The organism is Nocardioides sp., from assembly GCF_035503875.1.
Classification (GTDB): domain Bacteria; phylum Actinomycetota; class Actinomycetes; order Propionibacteriales; family Nocardioidaceae; genus Nocardioides.
The window spans coordinates 39,927-65,931 of sequence record NZ_DATJTA010000096.1 but is presented as its reverse complement, the minus strand read 5'-3'; the positions used below and the strand labels follow the sequence as shown (position 1 = coordinate 65,931).

Here is a 26,005-nt window from a genome sequence, read left to right as displayed (position 1 = left end):
CAGACCGGGCGCCCCCGCCGTACTCATCGGTGCGGGGGAGGGGCACTCAGGTCGTCTCCTCGGCGGCCGATAGGGGCGCGACAGGGTCGAGTGCCGACCCGAGAGAGAGGTTTGCCATGCCGTCCTCGCCCGCCCGCTCCCTGAGCGGCCTGACCCTGCGGACCAGGCTGCTGGCCGCCTTCCTGGCCGCGTCCGTGGCGAGCGTGGTCGTCGCCGGCTTCGCCCTCAACCGGATGGGCGACATCAGCGACCGCGCCGAGGCGGTGTACGACAACGGCACCGTCCAGCTCGACGCCACCCGCGAGCTCCAGGTCCTGTGGTGGGAGTACGCCGCCCACGACGCCCGCACCGCCATCGAGTCGATCCCGAAGGAGACCCTGGCCGCGGAGGCGAAGGAGGCGGCCCGGGCACTGGAGGAGCTCGGCACCCTGGTCACCGAGGTGCAGCAGATGGACCTCTCGGCGACGGTCGCGACGGCGATCGACTCCTTCGCGGCGGCGATCGACGCCAACGAGGAGGCGCTGGCGGCGCTCAAGAGCGGGACCCTGTCTCCGGAGGAGACCATGGCGCGCCTCGCGGACATGGGGACGGCGGCCGACCTGGCGAAGGCGTCCATCACCGAGGCCAACGAGGCCGAGCAGGCCGAGGCGGCCAAGCAGGCGCAGGCCGCCCGGGACGCCTACGAGTCGGCGCGCACCCTGACCCTGGTGATCATCGGCGTCGGGCTGGTGCTCACCGTCGGGCTCGGCGTGGTCACCGCCCGCAGCGTGGTCGGGCCGGTCCAAGCCACCCGCGACGTCCTGGCCCAGGTCGCCGCTGGCGACCTGACCGTCCGGGTCGCGGACGCCGGCTCGCGCGAGATCACCGAGATGAACCGCTCGCTGAACGCCACGCTCGACGCCTTCGGCTCGGTGATGCAGCTGGTCCGCGAGCTCGCCGCACGACTGGCCGGCTCGTCCGCGCAGCTGCGCAGCTCGGCCGAGGTCATCACGACCAACGTGCAGGGCGTCGCGACCCAGGCCGAGGTGGCCTCGGTCTCCGCCGGCGAGGTATCGCGCAACGTGGGAACCGTCGCCTCCGGCTCCGAGCAGATGGAGTCGGCGATCCGCGAGATCGCGCACAGCGCCAACGAGGCGGCGAGGGTGGCCGGCAACGCGGTGAGCATCGCCGAGAACACCACCGAGACCGTCGGCAAGCTGGGCGTCTCGTCGCAGGAGATCGCGTCGGTCGTCAAGGTGATCACCTCGATCGCCGAGCAGACCAACCTGCTGGCCCTGAACGCCACCATCGAGGCCGCCCGCGCCGGCGAGGCCGGCAAGGGCTTCGCGGTCGTCGCCGGCGAGGTCAAGGAGCTGGCTCAGGAGACCGCTCGTGCCACCGAGGACATCTCGCGCCGGGTGGAGACCATCCAGGCCGACACGGGCGGCGCGGTCGAGGCGATCAGCCAGATCAGCGCGGTGATCGCCGAGATCAACGACTTCCAGATGACGATCGCCTCGGCGGTGGAGCAGCAGACCGCCACCACCAACGAGATGAACCGCAACGTGCTCGAGGCCGCGAACGGCTCCGAGGGCATCGCGAGCAACGTCGCCGGCATCGCCTCCGCCACCGCCGAGACCTCGGCCGGGGTGCGCGACGCCCAGACCGCCGCGGCCGAGCTGGCCGAGATGGGTGCGGAGCTGGAGGCCGCCGTCGGCCGCTTCCGCGTCTGAACCCACCCGCCGAGTCGGCAGAACTTGCGCGCCGAGTCGGCAGTACTTGCGCGCCGAGTCGGCAGTACTTGCGCGTCGAGTCGGCAGAAGTTGCAGACAGACCGTCGACAAGTACTGCCGACTCGACGTTGTCAGTCGGGGAGCAGGCGGCGGCCGGTGATGTGGTCGACCGCGATCGCGATCGTGGTGTGGCGCGATCCGGCCGCCCACGGCTCGGGGGTCGGACCGTCGTCCGCGCCGTACCGGATATCCGCCTGGCCGCGGGCCACGACGCTCCACCCGGAGTGGTCGGTCTCGGAGATCGAGTCCACCTCGAAGGCGACCCGCTCGGCGTCGACCTTCTGCACCAGGGCGGAGTACGCCGCGGTCCGGATGCGGATCGTCGATCCGTCGGAGGTGAAGTTGACGGGGACCACCTCGGGGCCGGTCGCGGTGCTCCAGATGATCCGGCCGACCGGGGCGCCGGCGAGCAGCTCCCAGCACTCGGGGGCCGACAGGTCGCGCAGCTGTCCGGGCTGGTTCATGCCCCCATGGTGCCCGGACGGGTCCAGGACCGACAGGCCCCCGGGGCACGTGGGCGTGGGACGAAGGACCTAAGCGGCCGCGCGGCGGGCGCGCCGGGCGCGGCCCCGCCGTAGCGTCGCCGGCAGGGTGAGTACGACGCCGATCACGATGCCGACCAGCGCGCCGGCCGTATTGGCGACGAGGTCGCGCTCGTCGGGGACCCGGCCGGGGATCGAGCGCTGCGCGGTCTCGATCGCGGCGGTCATCGCGAACGCGGCGGCCGCCGCGATCCACCACAGCCGGGTCCCGAACAGCAGTAGCAGGAACAGCCCGACGGGGACGAACAGCGCGACGTTGGCCAGGAACTCGGCCCGGTCGTAGGTCAGCCACGAGAGCTCGTCGTACGCCTGCAGCCGGGCGAGCACCCGCAGCACCAGGTCGCTCTGGGTCGGGGCGGCCGAGCCCGGGGTGAGGGTCAGCCAGGCGACGAAGCCGAGGTACGCCAGGGTGACCAGGCTCAGGAAGGGGTGCCGGTGCAGCATCCGCCCAGTGTGCCGAGGGGGCGGTCGGGTCAGGCCGCGCGGGCCCGGCGGTTCTCCCAGACCTGGCAGCCGACCAGCACCGCGAGCGCGACGAGGGCGCCGGCGATCGCGTCGACGACGTAGTGCTCGCCGGTGTAGACCAGGCTCAGCGACATGGTCAGCGGGTAGGCCAGCAGCAGCCAGCGCGCCGGGTGCTTGAACCGCTGGATCGCGTAGAAGACCAGCAGGAACGAGAAGCCCGCGTGCAGCGACGGCATCGCGGCGACCTTGTTGGGCAGGCCGCCGAAGAAGATGCTCTGACGCTCCAGGCCGATCTCGTCCCAGCCGCGGCCCGTGATCCGGGTGACCGTCCCGATGAACCCGTCGCGTCCGGCCATCCACGGCGGCGCCATCGGGTAGAGGAAGTAGATCGTCAGCCCGGCGAAGTTCATCGCGACGAACCGGCGGATCCAGCGCACCCACTCGACCCGGCTGCGGATCCACAGCACGCCCGCGAGCCCCAGCGAGGCCAGGAAGTGCGACGCGTAGACGGTGGTGAAGAGCGTGTCGTACCAGCGCGGCGGCGAGGAGCGCAGGCACGGGTCGCCGCACCAGGCGTCCTGCAGCAGCTCGGTCGGGGTGGTCCCGCCGCCGAGCCACTCGTCGAAGCGGATCGGCGGGGTGATGTTGACCGGCACGAACGTCTGGTCGGCGAACCCGCGCAGCAGCGAGTACGTCACCAGCAGCGCCATCGGCAGCCACCAGTCGCGCCACCAGGCCCGGGTCACCTCGCGCGGTGCGTCGGCGTGCCAGGCCACCGTGCCGATCCAGATCCACAGGCACACGCCCAGGGTGTCGTTGGGGATGCCGATCGTCAGGCTCCACACGAGCAGCGCGACGATGTACGCCGTCATCGCGCGCCGGCGGCTGGCCGGGCGGGTGGGGGAGACGGCGACCTGGGTGGGCGCGGACGTCACGGGGTGTGGTCCTTCCGGTGGTAGACGGTGAACCGGCCGGGGCTGCCGACGAGTTCGTAGTGCTCGTCGAGGTGGACCTCCGCCGCCGAGGCGTCGATGCCCCAGGTGTCGAGGGAGCGGCCGGCGACGATGAGCCAGGTCGGCCGGTCCGGGCCGGCCAGCACCTGCTCGAGCCGCTCGAGCTTCGGGTCGCGGACCCGCACCGGCAGGCTCCACAGATCGGGGTAGGGGCTCTGCAGGCCGGCGGCCTGCAGGATGTTGGCGGCGCCGAACGCCACCATCCCGGTGTCGCCCGGCCGGACCTTGTCCTGGAGGTAGGCGACGACCGGCTCCTCGGGCCGCTCGATGGGCCGTACGGCGACGAACACGATCGCGCAGGCCGTCGAGATCGCGGTGACGGCGTACGCCGTGGTCAGCAGGCGTGAGCGTTCGGGTCGGCGCTGCGCGGCCGCGGCGGCCACCAGCACGACCCCGGGGATCAGGGCGGTGAGGTAGTGCAGCCAGTAGCTGCCGCTCACGTAGGCGGCGACCAGCTCCCAGGCCAGCACGGCGACCGCCGCCCAGCGCAGGTCGCCGGGGCCGGGAGCGTCCGCGGCCTCGCGGACCGGGCGGCGGGAGGCGAGCAGGAGCGCGGCGACGAGGAGCGGCGCGGCGCTCGCGACGAGGGCGGCGATCATGCCGAGCAGGCGGCGGCTGGTGGTCTCGGTCGCGGAGGAGACGATCTTGGCGGCCGCCTCGCCCCGGAACGAGACGACGGCCTCCCACAGCGGGCCCGGGTCGGTGCCGCGGAGGGCGGCGAGCCAGACCGCGAGGCCCACGGCGGCGAGCGCCCCGACGGCCGTGCCGGCCAGGGTGCGGGACACGACGGTCGACTCGCCCCGGCGCGGTCGCCACTGCAGGACGACGAGCGCGGCGACGAGGACGAACACGTCGACGAGGTTCTGCTTGACCATCGCCCCGCACGCGCCCGCGACGCCGGCGAGGAGCGCCCAGGCGAAGCCGCTGCGCCAGGTGGTCGCCGTACGGGATCGCAGGACGGCGGCGATCCCGGCGAGCAGGAACGGCAGGCCCAGCAGCTCGCCGTTGACCGCGCCGCCGCCGAAGAGCGGCGTGGCGACCAGCGCCGCCGCGGCGCCGGCGGTCAGCAGCGGCGCGTTGAGCGAGGAGGGTACGGCGAGCCGCCCCACCAGCCCGGCGAGCAGCACGGTCGCGATCACGGCGAGTACGCCGAGGGTGCGCAGCGCCCAGGCTCCGCCCGCCTCGTCGGCCAGCGCGAACAGCGCCACCAGCACCGGTGGGCGGTCGACCCAGTAGTCGCCGTACAGCGAGCTGCCCGGCGCCCACTGCCCGCCCACGATCAGCATGCCGCCCTCGTCGGGGCTCAGCGAGCGGCCCATGAACGGCACCCAGCCCAGGCAGGCCAGAGCCGCCAGCAGGCCGACGCGTGCCCACGCCGACCGGATGGCCCGGGGACTGGCGACGCGGCGGTGCACGGGTTCCCCTCACAGGATGCGGACAGCTGGGACGAACTCTATGGTGAGGAGTTGTCTTGGGGCACGTCAGATACCCACCGCACCGACCTTGCTTGCTCACGCGCAACTTCTGCCGAGTCGGGCTCTTCTGCAGTTTGTGTGGTCACCGTCCGGGTAGTTCGGGGCGGTGACCGCCGAGGGTGAGCCTGAGGATTGCGATGAGGGCGTGGGGGTCGCGGAAGCCGTAGGCCATGCGGGTGCGGAGTCGGATGCGGAGGTTGAGGGCTTCGGTTCGTCCGTTCGAGAGTCCGTGCTCGATGGCGAGCAGGATGGGTCGGCGTAGTTTCTCGACGGTGGTGGCGAGCTTGACGTATTGGGGGATGTGGCAGCGTCGTGCGGATTTGATCCAGGACTCCAGGGCGTCGGTGGCGTCGCGGAGCGGGAGTTTGAAGATGGCGCGGAGGCCTTCTTTGAGTTGGTAGGCGCGCCAGAGGCGGGGGTCGGTCTCAGCGATCCAGCGCAGCTGGACGTGTTGTCGGTCGGTGAGGTTCTCGGGGTTCTTCCACAGTGCGTAGCGCGAGCGGGTCAGCATCTTCAGCCGCTGTGATTCGGTGTGGGGCTGGGCGTTCTTGGCGGGTCGACCGCGTCGGGGTGGGTTCGCTCGTACGGCTGCGCGGGCCTCACGCCAAGCGGTGAGACGGACTTCGCCGAGGGCGTCGTTGACCCACTTCACGACGTGGAAGGGGTCGGCTGCCTGGATCGCGGTGGGGCACCGCTCGGCGACGACGTCGGCGATGTAGCCGGCGCTGTCGGCGGTGACATGGGTGATCTGGGCGGTGCGTTCGGGGCCGAGGAGGTCGAAGAACCCGGCCAGGGTGGCTTTGGTCTGTCCCTGTCCGGCCCACACCAGGCGGCCGGTGTGATGGTCGATGACGACCATCAGGTACAGGCGTCCGCGCCGGTAGGAGACCTCGTCGATCCCGATCCTGGACAGCCCGGCCAGCAGGTCGACGCGGTCTTCGACGTCGGCCCAGACCCGCGTGATGACCGCGCCGACGGTGCGCCACGCGATGCGCATCAACTCGCTCACCGCGTGCTGGGAGGTCTGGGTCGCCAACCAGGCGACCTGGTCATCGAAGACCCGGGTGGAGCGGGCGCCATGGCGTGCCCAGGGCACGTGCGCGACGACCACGCCGTGCTCGCGGCACCGTACTCGCGGCACCGAGGCCTGGAGCCGACACTCGATCGTGCCGAGGTCCAGGGTGCGCCAATGACGTGGTCCACCACGGCCGTGGTCGTAACGCCGTGCTGGGCGTTCACAGCGCCCGCACCGGTTCTGCCGCCGAGCAACAGGCCGGACCCGCACGGTCACGACCTGCCGTTGTTCGTCGAACTCGACGCCCTCGACGATCGTGTTCTCGACCCCGATCAGAGCACGCCATAAAGTGCTGTCCCGCACGCCGCTCTCCTGCCGCCCGGTGGATGTTCCTAGACAGCTCAGAAACCTAGGCAGAGAGCGGCGTGCGCTCGTTCAGACCACGCTCATGCACCCACACAAGCTGCAGAAGAGCCCGACTCGGCGCGCAACTTCTGCCGACTCGGCGGGCAACTTCTGCCGACTCGGCGGGCAACTACTGCCGACTCGGCGTGCGGGGGGACTCGCGGGGTTGGTGGATGGCGTGGCGGACGCGGTCGCAGAGGGCGGCGTACTCGGGGAGGGCGCGGATCTCGTCGGCGGGGACCCGGGCGCCGTACTCGGTGAGGACGGCGGACTCGTCGAAGACGATGCGGCCGGGGCGCGGGCTCATCACCAGCACCCGCGAGCCCAGGAAGACCGCCTCGTCGACGCTGTGGGTGATGAACAGGATGGTCCGGCCGGTGGCCCGCCAGATCTCGAGGAGCTCCTCCTGCAGCCGCTCGCGGGTGAGCGCGTCCAAGGCGCCGAAGGGCTCGTCCATGAGGACGACGTCGGGCTCGTTGGCCAGCACCCGCGCGATCTGGCAGCGCTGCTGCATGCCGCCGGAGAGCTCGTAGGGACGGTGCTTCCCGAAGTCCTGCAGCCCCACGAGGCGCAGGTAGCGGTCGGCGATCTCGGCGCGCGCCGCCGCCGGCACGCCCCGCAGTTTGGGCCCGAGCTCGACGTTGCGCCGTACCGTGAGCCAGGGGAACAGGGTCGGCTGCTGGAAGACCACCCCCCGCTCCTCGGCCGGCCCCCGCACCTGCTCGCCGCCGCACGTCACCCGTCCGGTCGACGGCGGCAGGAAGCCGGCGATCAGGCGCAGCAGGGTCGTCTTGCCGCACCCCGAGGGTCCGGCGAGCGTGACGAACTCGCCGGGCTCGATGGTCAGGTCGATCCGGTCGAGCGCGGGCACGGGCGTGCCACCCACGTCGAAGTGGTGCTCGACGCCCTCGAACGCGATGGCACGCCCGTGGCTCACTCGGCGGCCCGGCTCGCGGGTCCGGCGTCGACGTGCTCGGCGTACACCGCGGCGTCGCCGACGGCGTCGACCTCACCCTGCTCGAGCAGGAAGTTCGCCGTGGTGAGCAGGTCCTCGGCGAACTTGCCGCCGAGGTAGTCGGCGCCCGCCTGCTCGCTCGCCCGGTGGAACTCCAGGCCGGCGAACTGCGCCTTCGCGGCGCCGGGGTCGATGCCGAGTACGACGGCGACGGACTCGGCCGCCGTCGCGGGGTCGTCCTGGATCAGCTGGACCGCGTGGTCCTGGGCCTTGGCCCACTGGGTGAGGAAGTCCTCGTTCTCGGCGGCGAAGGTCCGGTCGACGGTGCCGACGTCGAAGGTGGGCCGGCCCGCGGCGGCCGTGTCGGAGCTGGAGATCAGCCGGGCGCCGCCCTCCTCCAGCAGCTGGCTCTGCACCGGGTCCCAGACCCAGGCGGCGTCGATCTCGCCGCCCTGCCAGGCCGCGGGCATCTTCTCGGGGTCGAGGTTGATGACCGTGACGTCCTCGGCCGGGTCCAGCCCGGCCTCGGCGAGGGCCTGCAGCAGCGAATAGTGGGCCGTGCTGCTGAACGGCGTCGCGATCGTGGCGCCCTTCAGCTGGGCCAGGTCGGTGACCCCGGCGTCCTTGACGATGAGCGACTCGGCGTCGCCGATGACGTCGTGGATCCAGATGGTGGCGATGTCGACGTCGCGGACCACGGGCTCGGAGGCCGAGCGGGCGGCGGGCGCCGAGCCCATCAGGCCGAGGTCGACCTCGTCGGCCCCGTAGTAGGTGATGACGTCGCCGCCCGAGGCCGCCTGGACCCAGGTGATCTTCGCCTTCGGCATGCACGCCTCGAGCAGGCCGAGGTCCTTGACGACCGCGTCGCCGTTCGGGATGGCCTGCCAGGCGATCCGGGCCGTCGTCGTGATCGACTCGTCCGGAGTCCAGGGGCAGTCGGTCTCGGGTGCGGACTCCGCCTTGCGGTCCTCGGCGTCGGCGACGCAGCCGCTGAGGGTGAGGGCCAGGGCGGCGCTCGCCAACAGCGCGGCTCCGGTGGTCTTTCGGGACATGCGGTGTTCTCCTTCGTACGCCGTCGCGGCGCGGTTCACGCCTTGCCCCGCCAGGGGACAAGGACCTTCTCCAGGTACTTCAGACCGAGATCGAGGGCGATCGCCGCGAGACCGATCACGAGGATGCAGGCGATGACGAGGGCGGAGTTCAGCTTCTCGCCGGACAGGTAGGCCAGGCCGCCGATGCCGGGGATGCCGTTGGCGATCTCGGCGGCGACGACCGTCGTCCAGGCGAACCCGGTCGCCACCCGGATGCCGGTGAGGATCTCGGGCAGCGTCGCCGGGAGCATCACCGACGTCAGCGCCTGCCGGCGCGAGGCGCCGAGGGTGAGGACGGCGTTGACCATGTCCTCGCGCACCCCGCGGATGCCGCTGATGGTGGCCATCGTGATCGGCGGGAACGCGGCGAGGAACAGCAGCCAGATCTTCGACGTGTCGCCGATGCCGAACCAGACGATGAGCAGGCCGATGTAGGCCAGCGGCGGGAGCGAGCGGACGAAGCTGAGGTACGGCTCGAGGACGGTCCCGAGCCAGGTCGTGGCCATCAGCAGGCCGAGCGGGATGCCGATCGCGATCGCGGCGCCGACGCCGAGCAGGATCCGCTGCAGGCTGGCGAGCAGGTGCTCCCACAGGTAGTAGTTCTGCTCGCCGCGCACGATCCGGTCGGAGGTGGAGCTGAGCGGATGGTCGGTGTTGGCCCGCACGAACGCGTCCCAGACGGCGCCGGGTCCGGGCAGGTACAGCGGGCGCACCACCTCCAGGCTGGTGAGCAGCCACCAGGTGGCCAGCAGCACCAGGAAGGTCCCGACGTGGAGCGGGACCCGGCGCAGGCGCTGGCGGCGTACGGCGTCGGCGCGCACGGCCCGGGCACGCACGGCCTGGGCGCGCGGGGAGGTGGTGGTGGCCATGCGGACGATCAAATCACAGTTACTTGATCGACTTTAGCCAACGACTCGCTTTCGAGACGGCGGTCCAGACAGGATCCGGTGCGCTACTCCCGCTCGAGCACGAAGTAGTAGTGCGCCCCCTCGTGCAGCACGCCCTTGCCGTTCATGATCCCCATCAGGGTGTCGGCGTCGATCCGCTTGAAGTGGTCGAGGATCGGCTGGCCGTCGTACACCATCGTCGCGGTGACCTCGCCCCGGAACTCCACGGGCCACAGGCTCGCGCCGCCCTTCGCGGCCTCCTTGTTCGCGACCAGCTCGCCGTCCTCGCCATGGCACACGATCGGGTCCACACGGTCGAGGGAGTGGAAGCGCTTGCCGTACCAGCGCAGCGAGGTGAGCAGCACGTGCGCCGGGTGGCCGGTGTCGAACGCGCTGCCGCGCCAGGTGCCGAGCAGCTCCTCGGGCCGCAGCGGGTCGAGCTCCGCCCAGACCTGGTCGAGCTCGGCCGGGTCGACGCGACCCTCGGCGGATCGCAGGGTGGCGATCCGGGTCTGGGGGTCGGGGGCGGTCATGCCGGGGTCCTGGGTGCGGCTTCATCACGGTATGCAGACGAGCCGGCACTGACCACGGCGTACCCACCATGGGGAGTGCGAACTGGTCTGCATACCGTGATGAACCTGCGGCGCCGCCCGCTCACGAGTACAACCGCTCGAGCACGTCGGCGTACTTCTGGTGGACGACGCGCCGCTTCAGCTTCAACGTGGGGGTGAGCTCCTCGGACTCCGCCGTCCACTCGACCGGCAGCAGCTCGAACTGCTTGACCTGCTCGGGCCGGGAGAGCCGGGCGTTCGCGGCCTCGACGGCCTGCTGGGCCATGGCCAGGATCGCGGGGTGCTGGGCGAGCTCGGCCAGCGAGGCGGACTCGATGCCGAGCTGGGCGGCGACGAGCGGAGCGATCTCGGCGTCCAGGGTGAGGACGGCGACGACGTACGGCCGGCCCTCGCCGAAGACCAGCGCGTGGCCGACGATCGGGGACTCCTTGAGGTAGTTCTCGATGTTGGACGGCGCGATGTTCTTGCCGGAGGAGGTGATGATCATCTCCTTCTTCCGATCCACCACGCGCAGGAACCCGTCCTCGTCGAGGACGCCGATGTCGCCCGTGTGCACCCAGCCCTCGTCGTCGACGAGCGCCCGGGTGGCGCCCTCCTGCCGGAAGTAGCCGGGGGTCTGCACCGGGCCGCGGGCCAGGATCTCGCCGTCCTCGGCGACCCGGACCTCGACGCCGGCCAGCGCCCGACCGACCGTGCCGAGCCGGAACGCGCTCGGTCCGCAGGCGGTCACCGCGGCGGTGGTCTCCGTCATGCCGTAGACGTCGTAGATGCGCATGCCGAGGCCGGCGAAGAAGCGGGCCACCTCCAGCGGCATCGGGGCGGCCGCCGACGTCGCCCACTCGACCCGGTCCAGGCCGAGCAGCCCGCGCAGCAGGCTCAGCACCTGCGCGTCGACGGCCTCGAAGCGGGCCTGGAGCTCGGGGGAGGTGGTCTCGCCGTACTGCTGCGACTCGACGTACTCGAGCCCGACCGCCATCGCGGCCTCGATGCCGGCCCGGCGGGCCTCGTCGGGCTCCGCGGCGAGCTTCGCGCTGATGCCGGTCTTGATCTTCTCCCAGACCCGCGGGACGCCGAAGAACCGCGTCGGGTGCACCTCGGCCAGCGCGCCGACGAGCTGCGAGGGGTCGGCGACCAGGTGCACGTGCCCGCCCTGGATCTGCGGGATGTACATGCCGAGGAGCCGCTCGGCGATGTGCGCGAGCGGCAGGTACGAGATCCAGACGAGGTCGCCCTCGGGGGCGGCGGTGCGCAGCGAGGAGTGCGCCTCGAAGAGCACGTTCGTGTGCGTCAGCACCACGCCCTTCGGGTGCCCGGTCGTGCCGGACGTGTAGAGGATCGTGACCGCGTCCTCGGGCCGCACCGCGCGCCAGCGCGCCTCGACCTCCTCGGCGTGCGCCGCCCGGTGGGCGGCCCCGTCGGCCAGCAGCGCCGACCACGCGACGTACCGCTCGCCGTCGGGCACCGCGTCCTCGTCGAGGACGACGACCGTGCGGATACTGGCCGAGGCGTCCAGGGCCGGTCGCCAGCGCGCCAGCTGGTCGGCCCCTTCGAGTACGACGACGGCAGGCTCGGAGTGACCGGCGACGTAGGTGACCTGCTCGGGCGCGAGCGTCGCGTAGACCGACATCGGCGTCGCGCCCGCGTGCACCGCGGCCATGTCGACCAGCACGTGCTCGATCCGGCTCGACGCCATGATCGCCATGGTGTCGCCGGGGCCGAGGCCCCGGGCCGCCAGCCCGGCCGCGACGTCGAGGACCTGCTCGCGGTACGCCGTCCAGGACACCGTGCGCCAGCCGGGCTGCCCCGGATCGACGCCGACCTTGTCGGAGTACGCCGGGGCGTCGCCGCGCTCGGCGACCACGCGTTCGAGAGTGACGGGGAGGGTCAGCCCCGCGATCTCGTGCTCGATCTCGGCGCGTTGGGTGAGGACGTCGGACATCGGGGCTCCTGCGGGGTCGGTCGGTCAGTAACTGCGCGGCAGCCCCAGCATCTGGGTGCCGATGTGGGCGAGGATGAGCTCCTCGGCGACGGGGATGTTCTTGGCGATCCGGGCGTCACGGAAGATGCGCTCGACGGGGTACTCCTTCGAGTACGCCATCCCGCCGAGGGTCTGGAACGCCTGGTTGGCCGCCTCCCAGCCGACCTGGGCGCCGGTCAGCTTGGCGATGTTCGCCTCGTTGCCGCACGGACGTCCCTGGTCGAAGAGCCACGCGGCGCGGTAGGTCATCAGCCGGCCCAGCTCGGTCTTGGCCTTGAGCTGCGCGAGCGGGAACTGCAGCCCCTGGTTGGCGCCGATCGGCCGGCCGAAGACGACCCGCTCCTTGGCGTAGTCGGTGGCGATCCGCAGCGCGGCGTCGGCGGTCCCGATGCCCCCGGACGCGGCCAGGATCCGCTCCGGGTTCAGCACGTCCCACAGCACCGAGAAGCCCTGGTCGACCTCGCCGATGACGTTGCCCGACGGCACCCGGACGTCGTCGAGGAAGACCTGGCTGGAGTGCAGGATGTTGCTGCCCATCTTGGGGATGGGCGTGTACGACAGGGTCCCGGCGGCGACGGCCTCGCGCACGTCGACGAGGAACAGCGTGAAGCCCGCCGTCCGGGAGCCCAGCTCGTCCTTCGCCTCGGCCGCCGGGGTGGTGCGGGTGACCACGACCATCCAGTCGGCGTTCTCGACGTTGGAGATCCAGATCTTCTGGCCGCGGACCAGGAAGTCATCGCCGTCGGGCCGGGCCGCCGTGGTGATCTCGATGGCGTTCGACCCGGCGTCGGGCTCGGTGAGCGCGAAGCAGAACTGCACCCGGCCCTCGGCCAGCCCGGGCAGGATCCGCTGCTTCTGCTCCTCGGTGCCGTGCCGGGTCAGCGTCATCGCGCCGAAGCCGGGCGTGGTGACGTAGAAGAACGTCCCGGCCACCCCGCCCGACGCGCAGAGCGTCTCGTTGGCGACGGCCAGCTCGAGGAGACCCTGGCCGCCACCGCCGTACTCCTCCGGGACGCAGAGGCCGAACCAGCCGCCGGCCCCGAGGTCGTCGAAGACCTCCTGGGGGAAGCGGTGCTCCTCCTCGCAGCGCGACCAGTACGCGTGGTCGTACTTCGCCGCGACGGCGGCGACGCCCTCGCGTACGGCGAGCGCGGACTCCGGCAGGTCGAGGTCCATGCTCAGATCCCCAGGCTCCGACCGATGATCTCCTTCTGGATCTCGGTCGTGCCGCCGTAGATCGTCTGGATGCGGCTGTCGACGTACGCCTTGGCGATGGGGTACTCCATCATGTAGCCGTAGCCGCCGTGCAGCTGCACGCCCTGGTCGACGAGCTTCTTCTGCAGCTCGGTCGTCCACCACTTCGCCATCGAGGCGAGCGTCGTGTCGACCTCGCCGGCGTTCAGCTTCGTCACGCAGTCGTTGACGAAGACGCGTGCGATGTGGACCTCGGTGGCCATCTCGGCGAGCAGGAACCGGTTGTGCTGGAACTTGCCGATCGGCTTGCCGAACGCCTCGCGCTCCTTCGCGTAGTCGAGGCACAGGCTCAGCACGTGCTCGCAGGCCGCGACCGCGATGGCGGCGATCGAGATCCGCTCCTGGGGGAGGTTGACCATCAGCGAGATGAAGCCGGAGCCCTCCTCGCCGAGCAGGTTCGCCTTGGGCACCTCGACGTTGTCGAAGAACAGCTCGGCGGTGTCCTGGGCCTTCATGCCGATCTTGTCGAGGTTGCGTCCGCGCTCGAAGCCGGCCATGCCGCGCTCGACGACCAGCAGGCTGATGCCCTGGTGGCCGGCGTCGGGGTTGGTGCGGGCGACGACGATGACCAGGTCGGACAGGATGCCGTTGCTGATGAAGGTCTTCGAGCCGTTGAGGACGTAGTGGTCGCCCTTGTCGACGGCCGTGGTCCGGATGCCCTGCAGGTCGGAGCCGGCGCCCGGCTCGGTCATGGCGATCGCGGAGATCAGCTCGCCGCTGACCAGGCCCGGCAGCCAGCGCTGCTTCTGCTCGGGCGTCCCGAGCTGGCTGATGTAGGGGACGATGATGTCGGTGTGGACCGGGAAGCCGAGTCCGCTGCCCCCGACCCGGCCGATCTCGTCGGAGACGATCATGTTGTAGCGGAAGTCGGCGATCCCGGCGCCGCCGTACTCCTCCTCGACGTCGAAGCAGAGCAGTCCCTGCTCGCCGGCCTTGCGCCACACCTCCCGGTCGACCTGGCCGTCGCGCTCCCACTGCTCGTGGAACGGGACGACCTCCTTCTCGAGGAACGCGCGGACGGTACGACGGAAGTCCTCGTGCTCCTGCTCGAAGAACGACGGGGTCTGCGACATGGGATCTCCTTCGCGTGATCGTGACGGTCTAACTGTTACAGCAGAACTGTCAACGTGCAAGGGACTACTGTGCTGGGCGTGAGCGAGGGAGCGTCGGAGGGCCTGCTGACGATCGACGAGCTGGCCGCCGCGGTCGGCCTGACGGTGCGCACGACGCGCTACTACGCCACCCTCGGACTGCTGCCGCCGCCGGTGCGCCAGGGCCGGATCGCCTACTACGGACCCCTGCACCGCGCCCACCTGGAGCTGGTCCGGGCGCTGCAGGACCACGGCTTCACGCTGCAGGCCGTCGAGCGGTACGTCGCCTCGCTGCCCGCCGACGCCACCGTCGAGGACCTCGCGCTGCAGCGGGTGATGCACACGTCGTGGAGCCCGCTGCCGCACGAGGAGCTGGACCACCGCGGGCTCGAGGAGCGCGCCGGTCGCACCCTCAGCGACCGCGACGTCGCGGTCCTGGAGAAGGTCGGCACCGTCGAGCGTCAGGGGAGCGGGTACGTCGCGCTGCCGAACCTGGCCGTCGGCGTCGAGCTGCTCGACCTCGACGTACCCGAGGACAGCCTGGGGGCCGCCGGCGACGCGATCCGCCGCCACATGGAGGCCCTCGCCGACGACCTCACCGAGATCCTGCGCGAGGGCATCCTGGCGCCGTACCGACGCGAGCCGCACTCGCCCGAGGACGCCGAGCGCCTCGAGCGGACCGTCTCCCGGCTGCGTCAGCTCACCCTGGAGGCGGTCGTCACCGGCTTCCAGCGCGCGGCCAACGCCGTCATCACGCGTTCGCTGGCGCGGTAGGCCGGGCACTCCCGCGTCACCGGTTCGGCATCTCGATCCCGAGCCGCTCGGCGAGGGGCTCGGCCAGGGAGGCGGCGTACGTCGCGCTCATGTGGTGCTTGTCCCGCATGGTGACGATGTCGCCCACCACCGCCGGGCACCGGTCGCCGGCGCAGAACCAGTCGCGGGTGCCGACGAAGCGCGCGGGCGTCCCGCGGGTGGCCTCCTGCATCGTGTCGGTCATCAGCTCGTTGCGCTCCACCGGGCTCGTGAGGCAGTCCGCGAGGGTGGCGCCGCGGGCGCCCAGGCAGGTGCCGGCGAGGGTCGGGCGGCGCGGCACGTCACCCAGGACGACGACGTCGTCGGCGAGCGGGGCCAGGTCCGAGATCATGCTGCGGTAGCCCGCGAGGACGAGCTCGCTCGCGGTCGCGTCGTCGGTGCGGATCTCGCCGTCGACCACGAAGCCGCGGGGCACGGAACCGGAGAGGACGACCAGGTCGGGCCGCACGGCTGCGACCTGCTCGCGCGCCCAGTCGGCGAAGTCGCCGCACTCGGGCCAGGCACCGGTGAGGTTGCGGTCGGCGACGTCGACGAGGCTGGGGTTGCAGGCCGACTTCACCAGGTAGAAGGTCGCGAACCCGGCCCGTTCGGCGATCTCCTCGAAGGCCGGCAGCCAGTGCCGGCCGTGCGAGTCGCCCAGCACCATGATCGTGCGGTCGGCGTCGACGTCGCCGCGCGGGCACAGCTCGAAGGGGGTGCCGTAGAACTCGCAGCCGCGCAGGTCGGCGCGGTCACCGTCGAGGTCGAGCAGGCCGGGGCGGAGGCCGGAGGGGACCGGCGTACCGTCCTCGGCCGCCTGCACCGACGCCTGGACCAGCGCGACCGCCGGCTCCTCGGAGACCGGCTCGCCTCCCGGGCCCTCGGTGAGGTCGTCGGCGCTGATCGCGGGCTGGGTCGTGCCGGTGGGCTGATCGACCCAGCGGATCGCCGTCGTGCTGCCGACCAGGACCAGCGCCACCGAGAGCGGGTAGAGAGCCAGGGCGCGGGGCAGGCGCACCATCGGCCGGCGGAACGGCTGCTCGACCAGGCGGTGGCTGGCCAGGGCGATGAGCACGCTGAGACCGACCGCGACGAGGGTCTCGGCCAGCTCCAGGTCGCGGCCGACGTGCTGGGTCGCGATGACGAGCACCGGCCAGTGCCACAGGTAGAGCGAGTACGACGCGTCGCCGACGAACCGCAGGGGCCGGCAGCCCAGCGCGCGCTGGACCAGTGCCGGTCGTCCGGTCATCTCGGCGCCGGCCACCAGGACGGCGCCGGTCCCGAGCACCGGGAGCAGGGCCAGCGAGCCGGGGTACGGGTCGGTCTCGGTCACCACGAAGCACGCGAGCGCGATCAGGGCCAGGCCGGCGGCGCCGAGCAGGGTGCGTGCCCGGTCGGTCAGGGCGTACGCGAAGCGCGGGGCGGCCATCGCCAGCAGCGCCCCGACGCCGAACTCCCAGGCGCGCGTGAAGGTCGAGAAGTACGCCGTCTCCGGGCTCGCCGTCGACGCGTGCAGGGACCAGAACAGGCTCAGGGTGCTCATCGCCGCCAGGGCGAGGGCGATCGTCCGTCGGGTCGCGAGCCGGTCGCCGCCGTACCGCCGGCGGACGAGAAGCACGCAGGCGACGAGCAGCAGGGGGAGCACGAGGTAGAACTGCTCCTCGACGGCCAGCGACCAGTAGTGCTGCAGCGGTGAGGGCGGCTGGTCCTGCGCGAAGTAGTCGGTCTCCTGGGAGGCGAACCGGACGTTGGCCGCGAACAGCGTCGCCCAGATCGCGTCGACGGCCGTGTCGCGTACCTCGACGACTCCCAGCCACAGCCAGGTCGCCAGGAGCGTGCCGAGGGTCGCGACGGTGGCCGCCGGCAGGATCCGGCGCGCGCGGCGCGCGTAGAACGCCGTCAGGGAGATCGTCCCCGTGCGGTCGACCTCGCGCAGGAGCAGGTGGGTGATGAGGAAGCCGGAGAGGACGAAGAAGACGTCGAGGGTGACGAACCCGCCCGGATAGGGGCTGAGGCCGGCGTGGAAGACCATGATCGCGAGCACGGCCAGGGCGCGCATGCCTTGGATGTCGTCGCGGAACCCCGGGCGGGCGCCCCGTGTGTGGGGGGTACGCCGGTGGCGTGCTCGGCGGTCGGTCGGGACGCGGACGCAGCGGTCCGGTCGCTGGGGCACGGGACGATCCTTCCGGCGCGGCCAGGGGCGCCCGTGACTTTACTCAGTGCTCTTTAACGCGTCCCCGGTGCCGGGCTCCCGGTCGTCGCTCACGCCGGTGCGAAGGGCCGCAGCTCCTCGGTGCCTCCGTGCACGGTGATCGAGTTCGCCTCGGGGATCTCGCGCCAGGCGCCGCGCAGGTCGCCGAGCGGCTCGGAGACCACCAGGCGGGCCTCGTCGGAGAGGCCGCGCAGCAGGGGGTTGTCGGGGTACTGCTGGCGCAGCGTCGAGACGTCGGTGCTGTGGAAGAGGGAGCGCGAGCGCCCCTCGCTGGAGTAGCGGAACGCCCACACGGTCTCTCCGTCGGTGGTCGCGACCGTCATCTGCACCGGGAACGCCACGCCGTGCCGCTGGGCCGTCTCCTCGACGCAACCGACGGCGCGGGCCACCGCAGCCAGCGGGTCCTCGGCCAGCCCGAAGGTCAGGGCGAGGTAGAAGAGCAGCTCCGAGTCCGTCGACCCCTCGATCGAGGGGAACAGGTCGGGGTCGACCGCCAGCAGGAGGTCGCGCTTGAGCACCGCGAAGCCGTCGAGGTAGCCGTTGTGCATCCACAGCCAGTGGCCGTGCCGGAACGGGTGGCAGTTCGTCTGCTGCACCGGCGAGCCGATGGAGGCACGGATGTGCGCGAACACGAGCGGGGAGGTGATGTGGGCGGCCAGCTCGCGCAGGTTGTGGTCGTTCCAGGCCGGCTCGGCGCTACGGAAGACGCCGGGCACCCCGGTGCCGCCGTACCAGCCCACGCCGAAGCCGTCGCCGTTCGTCGGCTCGGCACCCAGGCGGGAGTGCAGGCTCTGCACGATCAGGGAGTGCTCGGGTCGGTAGAGGAGGTCCTCGACGAGCACCGGCGAGCCGGAGTAGGCGAGCCATCGACACATCGTGTCCTCCCTCGAAGCGCCTCGTGCGTCGTACTCAGGGTGGACGCGGCAGCGCCGGAGCGGATCGTCCGTCTCGGGTGAACGGTGTGCTCGGGATCTCACGCTCGACCGTGCACCGGGATCCGGTGGACGGGCCGGAGCAGGTGGCTCCCTAGCCTGGCGGCCGCGAGGACGGCCCTCGGTGCTGACGAAAGAACGGGATGACCGCGACGACCACCCCGCCCGACCAGGACGCGGTCGAGTCGGAGTTCCGGGGCGGCGAGACGACGGTACGACGGCGTCGGTTCGCGAGCGCCGCACCGCCGCGGGCTCCGCTCGGGGCGATCCTGGTCGCGACGCTGACCTGCCTGGGTGGGCTGACCGTCCTGGTGGGACTCGGGACGCTGAGCGGCCACGTCCTGCTCATCCCGTCGCTGGCCGGGACCATGGCACTGGTCGCCGGCGCACCGCACCTGCCGCTCTCGCAGCCGCGCAACCTGCTGCTGGGACAGGCACTCGCCACCGGTGCCGGGTTGGGGGTCGGCCTGATCAGCCACTCGCTCTGGGCGGCGGCCGCGGCCGCGAGCCTCGCGCTCCTCCTGATGCTGCTGAGCCGCGCGGCTCACTCGCCCGCGACGGCGACGGCGGTCCTGGGGACCTCCACGGTCTCCGGGCGCGGCTCCTTCGTGCTCTGCGTCCTGACGGCCGCGGTCGCGATCGTGCTGGTGGCCGTCGTACGGTCGCGCGCCGGGCGGGGCGACTACCCCGTCTACTGGTGGTGACCTTCCGGCTCGCCCACCCGTCGATCCTTCGTCGACACACCGCGAAAAGCGCCGAGAAAGTGACGGGTCGGCGAGGTGCCGGCCGATAGGGGTAAAGACGGCTCTCGGGTGGCCGCCTCGTCATGCTCTCTACCTGAAGGTTCAGTCATGCATCTCTCCCTTGTCCGCCCGAGGACGGCCCTGGCGGCCGTCGCGTTCTCCGGGGTGACCGCCGTGCTGTCGGGGGTCCTCGCGCCCGCGGCGTCCGCGTCCGAGCCGGCCGCGCCGGGCACCACCGCGAGCGTCGTGGCGCGTACGTCGACGGCGGCGTGGTTCGTCGACCCGCGGACCCCCGCCCAGCGCAAGGCCCAGATCAAGGTGCCGCGCAAGCCCGCGGCGTACCGCGGGAAGGCCCGCGAGACCCGCGCGGTCTACCGCACCCGGGCCGGTGCGCTCGCCGTCCCGATGCGGTACGCCTTCGGGCACCAGCTGAGCCGGGGCCAGGCGGTGACCCTCGACGGCGCCGGCCTGTTCACCGGCGGTTCCGCGAAGCTGACCCGCTCGGCGTCGGCGCAGGTCACCCGGCTCGCCGGGTCGCTGACGAACGCCGCGCGCGTGCGGTGCGAGGGCTACGCCGACTACACCGGGTCGCACACCCGGGCCCAGGCGAAGGCGCTGTCGCGCCAGCGCGCGGCGACGGTCTGCGCCCGGCTCGCCCGCACCAACCCGGGCCTGAAGGTCTCGACGATCAGCTATGGCCCGCGCCACCCGGCGGTCGTCGGTGGCACTCCGGGCGACCGGCGCCTCAACCGCCGCGTCGTCGTCCAGATGACGGGCACGCGGCCCCAGGAGCAGCAGCCCAAGACGCCCGGCGCTCCCGTCCTGCGGTACGCCGACGGCGGCGACGAGACGATCACCTACGCCTACACCGCGCCGGCCAGTGACGGCGGGTCGCCGATCATCCGCTACGAGGTGTCCACCGGCGGCGCCTGGACGCCGGTCGTCGCCCGGCACGACCCGGGGCACCTGACCCGGGGGATGGTCGACGAGACCGGCTGGATCTTCGGCATCCTCGCCGACCTGCCTGTCGGGTCTGAGTTCGACCTGCGCGTCCGCGCGGTGAACAAGGTCGGGGCCGGGCAGCCCTCCAACCAGCTCTCCGCCATGGCCTACGGCCGTCCCTCGGCGCCCACCGGCCTGACGGTGACCGGCGGCGACGGGACCCTCACCTTCTCCTTCTCCGCCCCGGAGGTCGACGGCGGCTTCTCCGTCCACGCCTACGAGGTGTCGTACGACGACGGCGGCAACTGGGCGCCCGTCGCCAAGAGCGGAGACGCTCCGTGGACCGTGACCCATCACGACCTGACCAATGGCGAGACGTACCGGGTGCACGTGCGCGCCCGCAACGCGTACGGCGCCGGCCCGGCCGCGACCGGCTCGGCCCTCGTCGCGACGGTGCCGGGTGCTCCGGCGCTCACCGGCCCGGTGCTGACCGGCAACTCGGTCGCTCTCTCCTTCACCGCTCCGGCCTTCGACGGCGGCCTGGCGATCACGTCGTACGAGCTGAGCACCGACGGCGGGGCCAGCTGGAACCCGTTCGTCTACACCCCCGGCAGCGGCTCGTCGTACACCGCGACCCTGGACGACCTGACCTACGGCCACGCCTACGAGTTCCGGGTCCGCGCCCTGAACGAGCGCGGCCCGGGGGCGGGCTCTGGCTCGCACCTGCGCACCCCGGTCACCGTGCCGGACGCCCCGACCGCGCTGGTCGCCACCGCGATCGGCAACGTCGTCACGCTGGCGTTCGAGGCGCCGGCGTTCGACGGCGGCTCGGCGATCACGGGCTACGAGGTCCGGGTGGACGACGGCGCCTGGGTGTCCGAGGAGCGGGTCGACGGCGCCATCCGGCTGACCGGCCAGGACTGGGGCACGCACGTCTACCAGGTCCGCGCCGTCAACGCCGTCGGGGAGTCGGGCGCCGCGACCAGCAACGAGCTGGTGCTTTCCCAGCCCGCACCGCGGACGTACCGGTCGGAGTCCTACTACTTCATGAACCAGTACACGACGGACGTCTTCTTCGACACCGTCCCCGGTGCTCTCAGCTACGAGGCGCGGCTCGACGGCGGGTCCTGGTGGCCGGTGTCGATCGTCATGGACTACGGGAACGGCTCGGTGTACGGCTCCCTCAGGGAGCCCGCCTGCCAGGTCGGCGGCTGCACGCAGGACCGGACGATTGAGGTCCGGGCGATCACGGCGGCCGGACCCGGCATCGCCGGGAACCAGTTCACGTCCGACTACATCGTGCTGGGCTGAGCGACGGCGTACGACCTGCACCAACGGCGAGGCGGTCCCGGGCATCCGCCCGGGGCCGCCTCGGCCGTGGGGTCAGTCCTCGATGACGTCCAGGCCCTGCTCGCGCAGGCGGGCCAGGCTGTCGAGCATCGCGCCGAGCACCTCGGGGGAGTGACCCTCCCAGTCCTCGACCTCGCCGACGACGCGCAACGGGTGCGGGGTGCGGTACGACCTCGTGGGGTTGCCCGGGAACCGCTTGTCCGTGACGTTCGGGTCGTCCTCGAAGGGGCCGAGGGGCTCGACGACGTAGACGTGCCCGCGCTCGTCGAGGCCGGCGAGGCTGGTCGCGAGCTCGGCACCCCAGACGGCGGTCTCGAGCACCGCGGTGAAGTAGATGTTGTTCGAGACCCGGCCGTCCTGGAAGTTCGAGCCGAAGCCGGGTACCAGCTCTTCGCCGATCGCGACGGCGGCCTTGGTGCCGTGGAAGAACGGCCCGGCGACGTGCTCGTAGCGGTCGAAGGTGACCGGCCCGTCGCCGGCGTCGGTCACGACACCATCTCCTTGATCTGGGCGACGGTGGCGGCCGGGTCGGCGGAGGCCGGGACGAGGGAGAGGTTGGTGACCCCGGCCTGGCGGAAGGCGGCGATCCGCTCCTCGACGTACGACCTCGGTCCGACGAGGTTGCCCGCCTCGAGCCACTCCAGCGGCACCTTGGCCTCGGCGTCGCGCTTGTTGCCGCCGAGGTAGAGGTCCTGGATCTCCTGGGCCTCCTTCTCGTAGCCGTACTGGCAGGCGACGTCGAAGTAGAAGTTCTTGCCGCGCGCGCCCATCCCCCCGACGTACAGGGCGTACGTCGGCCGCGCGAAGTCGAGCAGCGCCTTCGTCTCCGGCCCCTCGCCGATCGCGACCATGCCCCCGGCGCTGATCTCCAGCGGGCCGAGGTCCGCGGAGCGCTTCGCCGCGCCGCGGGCCAGTGCGTCGCCCCAGACGTCCTTGGCCTTCTCCGGGTGGAACAGGTGGGGGAGCCAGCCGTCGGCGACCTCGGCGGTCATCTCGACGTTCTTGTCGCCGAGCGCGGCGATCCAGATCGGGACCTCCTTGCGCTCCGGCTTGGTGAGCAGCTTCAGCGGCTTGCCGAGGCCCAGGCCCTGGTCGGGCGGCAGGGGGAGGGTGAAGTTGCGGCCGGAATGGACCAGCGTCTCGCGGCGCAGGCCCTGGCGCAGGATGTCGACGACCTCGCGGGTGCGCCCCAGCGGGCGCTCGTAGGGCAGGCCGTGGAAGCCCTCGATCACCTGGGGTCCCGAAGCGCCGAGACCGATCACGGCCCGGCCGCCCGAGACGTTGTCGAGGCCGGCGGCGGTCTGCAGCAGCGCGCCCGGCGTACGCGAGAAGACGTTGAGGATGCCGGCGGCGATCTCGACCGTCTCGGTCTTGGCGGCGAGGTAGCCCATCAGCGTGGGGGAGTCGAAGCCGTACGCCTCCGCCACCCACACCGTGTCCAGCCCGGCCTTCTCCAGGGCGACCACCTGGTCGGCGGACTCGCGCGGGTTGCCGGCGTACATCAGGGGGGTCGAGAGCTTCATGTTCACACCTTCGGATCGGACCGTGACAGTGAAGATGTCACGGTATCAGGGCGCGGAACGTGGCCTACGCCACGCTGCGGCGGGGGCGCGCAGTGACATGATCGGGCGGGGTCGCACGGCCCCGTGGACAAGTGGAGGAGCACACGTTGACGACGTACCGCATCGCCGTGATCGGCGGCACCGGACCGCAGGGCAAGGGGCTGGGCTACCGGTTCGCCAAGCACGGGCACTCGGTCATCCTGGGCTCCCGGGCCGCCGAGAAGGCCGAGCCGGTCGCCGCCGAGGTCACCGAGCGGCTCGCGGGTGTCGAGGGTGCCGGGACGGTGAGCGGGATGGCCAACAACGACGCCGTCGCCGCGGCCGACGTCGTCCTCCTCGCGGTGCCGTACGACGGCCACGACGAGCTGGTCGCCACCCTGCCGCTGGCCGGCAAGACCGTGATCTCCTGCGTGAACCCGCTCGCCTTCGACAAGCGCGGCGCGCACGGCCGGGTCGTCGACGGCGGCGAGGGGTCCGCGGCCGAGTCGGCCCAGCGGATCGCCCCCGAGGCCACCGTCGTGGGCGCGTTCCACAACGTCTCCGCGGTCCACCTGTGGGGCGACCACGACTACCTCGACGAGGACGTCCTCGTCGTCGGCGACGTCGTCGAGGCCAAGCAGGTCGCGATGGAGCTCGCCGCCGCCGTCACCAGCCGGGTCGGCATCGACGCCGGCAAGCTGCGCCTGGCCCGCCAGCTGGAGCCGTTCACCGCGGTGCTCATCTCGATCAACCGCAAGTACAAGGTGAACTCCGGCATCCGGATCTCCGGCCTCTGATCCCCGGGTCGTGCCCCAGAGCGGGCGCTCCGGCGCGCGCTCGGGGGCACGACCCTGTCAGTCCCGGCCGAGGATCCCCGGTACGACGAGCAGCAGCGCCACGATCACCGCGCCCATCGCCGCGCCCGTGACGAGCGCGGCCTCCAGGCTGACCACCACGTCGAAGATGAACGTGGTGATGCCGACGACCAGCAGCGCGAGGCAGGTCAGCACGGCGGTCATCAGCCGGTGCGCCGAGGCGACCACCCGCTCCTTGACGTGCCCGCCCGAGAGCCGACGGTGGATCGCGACGGGGGTCATCACCAGGACCGTGGTCAGGCCGGCCAGCACGACGAGGGCCAGGTAGAAGACCTCCTGGCCCCGGTTGAGCCGCTCCCAGAAGGTCTCCTGGAACGGCAGGGTCAGCAGGAAGCCGGCCGTCAGCTGGGCGCCGGTCTGCATGACGCGCAGCTCCTGGAGCAGGTCCTCCCACTTGCGGTCCTGCTGCTCCGCACGGGTCTCGTGGCGGTCGGTGTGGGCGTCGTGCTCCATCGCACCTCCCAGGTCACCCCACCGGTACCCCGAGACCGTCGACGACCTCCGCGCCGGGCAGGCGGGCGAGGAGCCGGCCGGGCACGAGCAGCTTGGAGCGGCGTACGCCGGAGCCGAGCACCGCCACCTCGATGTCGAGCACCCGGCTGTCGACCAGCACCCGCCACTCCCCGGGAAGGCCGACGGGCGTGATGCCGCCGTACTCCATCCCGGACTCCTCGACCGCCCGGTCCATCGACAGGAACGAGCACTTGCGCACGTCGAGGGTCCGCTTGACCAGGGTGTTCACGTCGGCGCGGGTGTCGGCCCGGACGACGCACGCGGCGACCCGCTCCGTGCCGTCCCGCCTGCCGGCGACCACGACGCAGTTGGCGCCGGTGTCCAGCGGGAGGTCGTAGGCCGCGCTCATCGCGGCGGTGTCGGCGAGGTCGGGGTCGATGGCCACGACGGCGATCTCGCCGGTGTGCTCCCAGGGCTTCAGTGCGGCGGCCACCGGGGGCGCGAGCAGGTGGAGGTGGTCGAGGACGGGCAGCGAGGTCAGCCCGCCGAGCGAGGGGAGGGTCATGGCCCCATCATGTGGCATTCACCTGGGCGCCACGGCCGGGCCACCGCCGGGACGCCCGGACCTGCGATCCATGGTGTGTGAGCGTCCTGACCGCCGGTCCGACCTCCCGGTCGCACACCGCCCGCCTCGCCGTCACCCCGGCCGTGGTGGCCCACCGCGGGGCCAGCGGCTACCGCCCGGAGCACACCCTCGACGCCTACCGCACGGCGATCCGGATGGGCGCCGACGCCATCGAGCTCGACCTGGTGCCGACCGCCGACGGCGTCCTGCTGGCGCGGCACGAGAACGAGCTCGGCCTGACCACCGACGTGGTGGCGCGGCCCGAGCTCGCCCACCGGCGCACCACCAAGGTGGTCGACGGCGAGACCGTCACCGGGTGGTTCAGCGAGGACCTGACGCTGGCGGAGGTCCGCACCCTCACCACCCGCGAGCGCCGGCCGGGCCTGCGACCCGGCAACACCCTGCACGACGGCCGCGAGGGCGTCCCCACGCTCGACGAGGTGCTGGCGCTGGTCGCCACCGAGTCGGTACGCCGCGGGCGCGCCGTCGGCGTCCTGCTGGAGCTGAAGAGCACGGCGTACTTCGACGGGGTGGGCCTGCCGGTCGACGAGCCGCTGCTGGCCGCCCTGCGCCGGCACGGCCTGGACCACGCCCGGTCGGGCGTGACGCTGATGTCGTTCGACGCGGTGGTCCTGCGCCGGCTGGCGCCGCGGACGCGGGTGCCGCTGGTGCAGCTGCTCGACGTCGGCGACCCGGTCGACGCCGCGGCCCTGGACGCCATCGAGGAGTACGCCGACGGGCTGGGCGTGCACCAGGAGCTGGTGCTGCCCCGGACCGCCGAGGGGACGCTGGACGCCCCGACCCGGCTGGTCCGCGATGCCCACCGGCGCTGGCTGGACGTCCACGTGTGGACCCTGCGGGCGGAGAACCACTACCTGCCGGCGGACTTCCGGATCGGTCCGGACCCGGCCGGTCTCGGCGACCTGGGCGGGTACGCCCGGGCGTTCCTGGACGCCGGCGTCGACGGGCTGATCACCGACCACCCCGACCTGGCGCTCCGCACGGTGGCCGCCGCCGCGTGACGG

24 protein-coding genes are annotated in these 26,005 nt (G+C 72.2%); 6 read left to right on the top strand and 18 right to left on the bottom strand.

Going from position 1 to position 26,005, the window contains the following annotated elements:
* The first annotated feature begins 116 nt into the window (after positions 1-116).
* Entirely contained in the window at positions 117-1,712 is a 1,596-nt protein-coding gene (locus tag VMF51_RS23755) for a methyl-accepting chemotaxis protein (RefSeq protein ID WP_325476961.1), read from the top strand.
* Between the two features lie 131 nt (positions 1,713-1,843).
* On the opposite strand, the gene VMF51_RS23750 is transcribed toward VMF51_RS23755, so the two are convergent.
* From VMF51_RS23750 to VMF51_RS23695, 12 genes are all read right to left on the bottom strand, one after another.
* Positions 1,844-2,236: a pyridoxamine 5'-phosphate oxidase family protein gene (locus tag VMF51_RS23750; protein WP_325476960.1), complete on the bottom strand. Its 393-nt coding sequence runs from the start codon at positions 2,234-2,236 to the stop codon at positions 1,844-1,846.
* A 69-nt stretch (positions 2,237-2,305) separates the two neighbouring features.
* On the bottom strand, positions 2,306-2,758 hold the full coding sequence (locus tag VMF51_RS23745; protein ID WP_325476959.1) for a VanZ family protein: 453 nt from the start codon (positions 2,756-2,758) through the stop codon (positions 2,306-2,308).
* A gap of 29 nt (positions 2,759-2,787) precedes the next feature.
* Positions 2,788-3,714 carry a phosphatase PAP2 family protein gene (locus VMF51_RS23740; protein WP_325476958.1) on the bottom strand — a complete coding sequence of 309 codons (927 nt, stop codon included), beginning with the start codon at positions 3,712-3,714 and terminating at the stop codon, positions 2,788-2,790.
* Positions 3,711-5,207, bottom strand: a complete 1,497-nt coding sequence (locus VMF51_RS23735) for a hypothetical protein (RefSeq protein WP_325476957.1) — start codon at positions 5,205-5,207, stop codon at positions 3,711-3,713. Before VMF51_RS23735 ends, VMF51_RS23740 begins: the two co-directional genes overlap by 4 nt.
* Before the next feature lie 142 nt (positions 5,208-5,349).
* Positions 5,350-6,645, bottom strand: a complete 1,296-nt coding sequence (locus VMF51_RS23730) for an ISL3 family transposase (RefSeq protein ID WP_325476956.1) — start codon at positions 6,643-6,645, stop codon at positions 5,350-5,352.
* A 172-nt stretch (positions 6,646-6,817) separates the two neighbouring features.
* Positions 6,818-7,624 (bottom strand): ABC transporter ATP-binding protein, encoded by an 807-nt coding sequence (locus tag VMF51_RS23725; protein ID WP_325476955.1) that lies wholly within the window; start codon positions 7,622-7,624, stop codon positions 6,818-6,820.
* On the bottom strand, positions 7,621-8,694 hold the full coding sequence (locus VMF51_RS23720; protein ID WP_325476954.1) for an ABC transporter substrate-binding protein: 1,074 nt from the start codon (positions 8,692-8,694) through the stop codon (positions 7,621-7,623). Before VMF51_RS23720 ends, VMF51_RS23725 begins: the two co-directional genes overlap by 4 nt.
* Before the next feature lie 35 nt (positions 8,695-8,729).
* On the bottom strand, positions 8,730-9,602 hold the full coding sequence (locus VMF51_RS23715; RefSeq protein ID WP_325476953.1) for an ABC transporter permease: 873 nt from the start codon (positions 9,600-9,602) through the stop codon (positions 8,730-8,732).
* Positions 9,603-9,685: 83 nt separating this feature from the next.
* Positions 9,686-10,153 (bottom strand): DUF4334 domain-containing protein, encoded by a 468-nt coding sequence (locus tag VMF51_RS23710; RefSeq protein ID WP_325476952.1) that lies wholly within the window; start codon positions 10,151-10,153, stop codon positions 9,686-9,688.
* Between the two features lie 121 nt (positions 10,154-10,274).
* Positions 10,275-12,131 (bottom strand): AMP-dependent synthetase/ligase, encoded by a 1,857-nt coding sequence (locus tag VMF51_RS23705; RefSeq protein WP_325476951.1) that lies wholly within the window; start codon positions 12,129-12,131, stop codon positions 10,275-10,277.
* 24 nt (positions 12,132-12,155) lie between these two features.
* Positions 12,156-13,346 carry an acyl-CoA dehydrogenase family protein gene (locus VMF51_RS23700; protein ID WP_325476950.1) on the bottom strand — a complete coding sequence of 397 codons (1,191 nt, stop codon included), beginning with the start codon at positions 13,344-13,346 and terminating at the stop codon, positions 12,156-12,158.
* Positions 13,347-13,348: 2 nt separating this feature from the next.
* Entirely contained in the window at positions 13,349-14,497 is a 1,149-nt protein-coding gene (locus VMF51_RS23695) for an acyl-CoA dehydrogenase family protein (RefSeq protein WP_325476949.1), read from the bottom strand.
* A 78-nt stretch (positions 14,498-14,575) separates the two neighbouring features.
* Here VMF51_RS23695 and VMF51_RS23690 point away from each other — a divergent pair, with 78 nt between their 5' ends.
* Positions 14,576-15,289: a MerR family transcriptional regulator gene (locus tag VMF51_RS23690; protein ID WP_325476948.1), complete on the top strand. Its 714-nt coding sequence runs from the start codon at positions 14,576-14,578 to the stop codon at positions 15,287-15,289.
* Between the two features lie 16 nt (positions 15,290-15,305).
* Here the strand turns inward: VMF51_RS23690 and VMF51_RS23685 are convergent, their stop codons facing one another.
* The gene (locus tag VMF51_RS23685; RefSeq protein ID WP_325476947.1) at positions 15,306-17,480 is read right to left on the bottom strand and encodes an acyltransferase family protein; all 2,175 of its coding nucleotides are present in this window, start codon (positions 17,478-17,480) and stop codon (positions 15,306-15,308) included.
* 89 nt (positions 17,481-17,569) lie between these two features.
* Entirely contained in the window at positions 17,570-18,394 is an 825-nt protein-coding gene (locus VMF51_RS23680; RefSeq protein WP_325476946.1) for a class II glutamine amidotransferase, read from the bottom strand.
* A 200-nt stretch (positions 18,395-18,594) separates the two neighbouring features.
* Here VMF51_RS23680 and VMF51_RS23675 point away from each other — a divergent pair, with 200 nt between their 5' ends.
* Both VMF51_RS23675 and VMF51_RS23670 read left to right on the top strand, forming a co-directional pair.
* Positions 18,595-19,155: an HPP family protein gene (locus VMF51_RS23675; RefSeq protein WP_325476945.1), complete on the top strand. Its 561-nt coding sequence runs from the start codon at positions 18,595-18,597 to the stop codon at positions 19,153-19,155.
* Between the two features lie 147 nt (positions 19,156-19,302).
* Complete coding sequence (locus tag VMF51_RS23670) at positions 19,303-21,447, top strand: fibronectin type III domain-containing protein (protein WP_325476944.1); 2,145 nt, start codon at positions 19,303-19,305, stop codon at positions 21,445-21,447.
* A gap of 72 nt (positions 21,448-21,519) precedes the next feature.
* Here VMF51_RS23670 and arr read toward each other — a convergent pair whose 3' ends face one another.
* Together arr and VMF51_RS23660 are read right to left on the bottom strand one after the other, a co-directional pair.
* Entirely contained in the window at positions 21,520-21,975 is a 456-nt protein-coding gene (gene arr, locus VMF51_RS23665) for an NAD(+)--rifampin ADP-ribosyltransferase (RefSeq protein WP_325476943.1), read from the bottom strand.
* Positions 21,972-23,009 (bottom strand): LLM class F420-dependent oxidoreductase, encoded by a 1,038-nt coding sequence (locus tag VMF51_RS23660; protein WP_325476942.1) that lies wholly within the window; start codon positions 23,007-23,009, stop codon positions 21,972-21,974. The genes arr and VMF51_RS23660 overlap by 4 nt, the downstream gene beginning before the upstream one ends.
* Positions 23,010-23,155: 146 nt before the next feature.
* Between VMF51_RS23660 and npdG the strand changes: the two genes are divergently transcribed.
* Positions 23,156-23,824, top strand: a complete 669-nt coding sequence (gene npdG, locus VMF51_RS23655; RefSeq protein ID WP_325476941.1) for an NADPH-dependent F420 reductase — start codon at positions 23,156-23,158, stop codon at positions 23,822-23,824.
* A 57-nt stretch (positions 23,825-23,881) separates the two neighbouring features.
* Here npdG and VMF51_RS23650 read toward each other — a convergent pair whose 3' ends face one another.
* Together VMF51_RS23650 and VMF51_RS23645 are read right to left on the bottom strand one after the other, a co-directional pair.
* Positions 23,882-24,355 (bottom strand): DUF6328 family protein, encoded by a 474-nt coding sequence (locus VMF51_RS23650; protein WP_325476940.1) that lies wholly within the window; start codon positions 24,353-24,355, stop codon positions 23,882-23,884.
* Positions 24,356-24,368: 13 nt separating this feature from the next.
* Complete coding sequence (locus VMF51_RS23645; protein ID WP_325476939.1) at positions 24,369-24,920, bottom strand: YbaK/EbsC family protein; 552 nt, start codon at positions 24,918-24,920, stop codon at positions 24,369-24,371.
* 77 nt (positions 24,921-24,997) lie between these two features.
* Between VMF51_RS23645 and VMF51_RS23640 the strand changes: the two genes are divergently transcribed.
* Positions 24,998-26,002 carry a glycerophosphodiester phosphodiesterase family protein gene (locus VMF51_RS23640; protein WP_325476938.1) on the top strand — a complete coding sequence of 335 codons (1,005 nt, stop codon included), beginning with the start codon at positions 24,998-25,000 and terminating at the stop codon, positions 26,000-26,002.
* Positions 26,003-26,005 lie beyond the last annotated feature (3 nt).

What these genes read in the sequence shown, in the direction of transcription:
- VMF51_RS23755 (WP_325476961.1), top strand. Translation starts at nt 117, where the DNA reads ATGCCGTCCTCGCCCGCCCGCTCCCTGAGCGGCCTGACCCTGCGGACC.
- VMF51_RS23750 (WP_325476960.1), bottom strand. Translation starts at nt 2,236, where the DNA reads ATGAACCAGCCCGGACAGCTGCGCGACCTGTCGGCCCCCGAGTGCTGG.
- VMF51_RS23745 (WP_325476959.1), bottom strand. Translation starts at nt 2,758, where the DNA reads ATGCTGCACCGGCACCCCTTCCTGAGCCTGGTCACCCTGGCGTACCTC.
- VMF51_RS23720 (WP_325476954.1), bottom strand. Translation starts at nt 8,694, where the DNA reads ATGTCCCGAAAGACCACCGGAGCCGCGCTGTTGGCGAGCGCCGCCCTG.
- VMF51_RS23715 (WP_325476953.1), bottom strand. Translation starts at nt 9,602, where the DNA reads ATGGCCACCACCACCTCCCCGCGCGCCCAGGCCGTGCGTGCCCGGGCC.
- VMF51_RS23710 (WP_325476952.1), bottom strand. Translation starts at nt 10,153, where the DNA reads ATGACCGCCCCCGACCCCCAGACCCGGATCGCCACCCTGCGATCCGCC.
- VMF51_RS23705 (WP_325476951.1), bottom strand. Translation starts at nt 12,131, where the DNA reads ATGTCCGACGTCCTCACCCAACGCGCCGAGATCGAGCACGAGATCGCG.
- VMF51_RS23700 (WP_325476950.1), bottom strand. Translation starts at nt 13,346, where the DNA reads ATGGACCTCGACCTGCCGGAGTCCGCGCTCGCCGTACGCGAGGGCGTC.
- VMF51_RS23695 (WP_325476949.1), bottom strand. Translation starts at nt 14,497, where the DNA reads ATGTCGCAGACCCCGTCGTTCTTCGAGCAGGAGCACGAGGACTTCCGT.
- VMF51_RS23680 (WP_325476946.1), bottom strand. Translation starts at nt 18,394, where the DNA reads ATGTGTCGATGGCTCGCCTACTCCGGCTCGCCGGTGCTCGTCGAGGAC.
- VMF51_RS23675 (WP_325476945.1), top strand. Translation starts at nt 18,595, where the DNA reads ATGACCGCGACGACCACCCCGCCCGACCAGGACGCGGTCGAGTCGGAG.
- VMF51_RS23670 (WP_325476944.1), top strand. Translation starts at nt 19,303, where the DNA reads ATGCATCTCTCCCTTGTCCGCCCGAGGACGGCCCTGGCGGCCGTCGCG.
- VMF51_RS23660 (WP_325476942.1), bottom strand. Translation starts at nt 23,009, where the DNA reads ATGAAGCTCTCGACCCCCCTGATGTACGCCGGCAACCCGCGCGAGTCC.
- VMF51_RS23650 (WP_325476940.1), bottom strand. Translation starts at nt 24,355, where the DNA reads ATGGAGCACGACGCCCACACCGACCGCCACGAGACCCGTGCGGAGCAG.
- VMF51_RS23645 (WP_325476939.1), bottom strand. Translation starts at nt 24,920, where the DNA reads ATGACCCTCCCCTCGCTCGGCGGGCTGACCTCGCTGCCCGTCCTCGAC.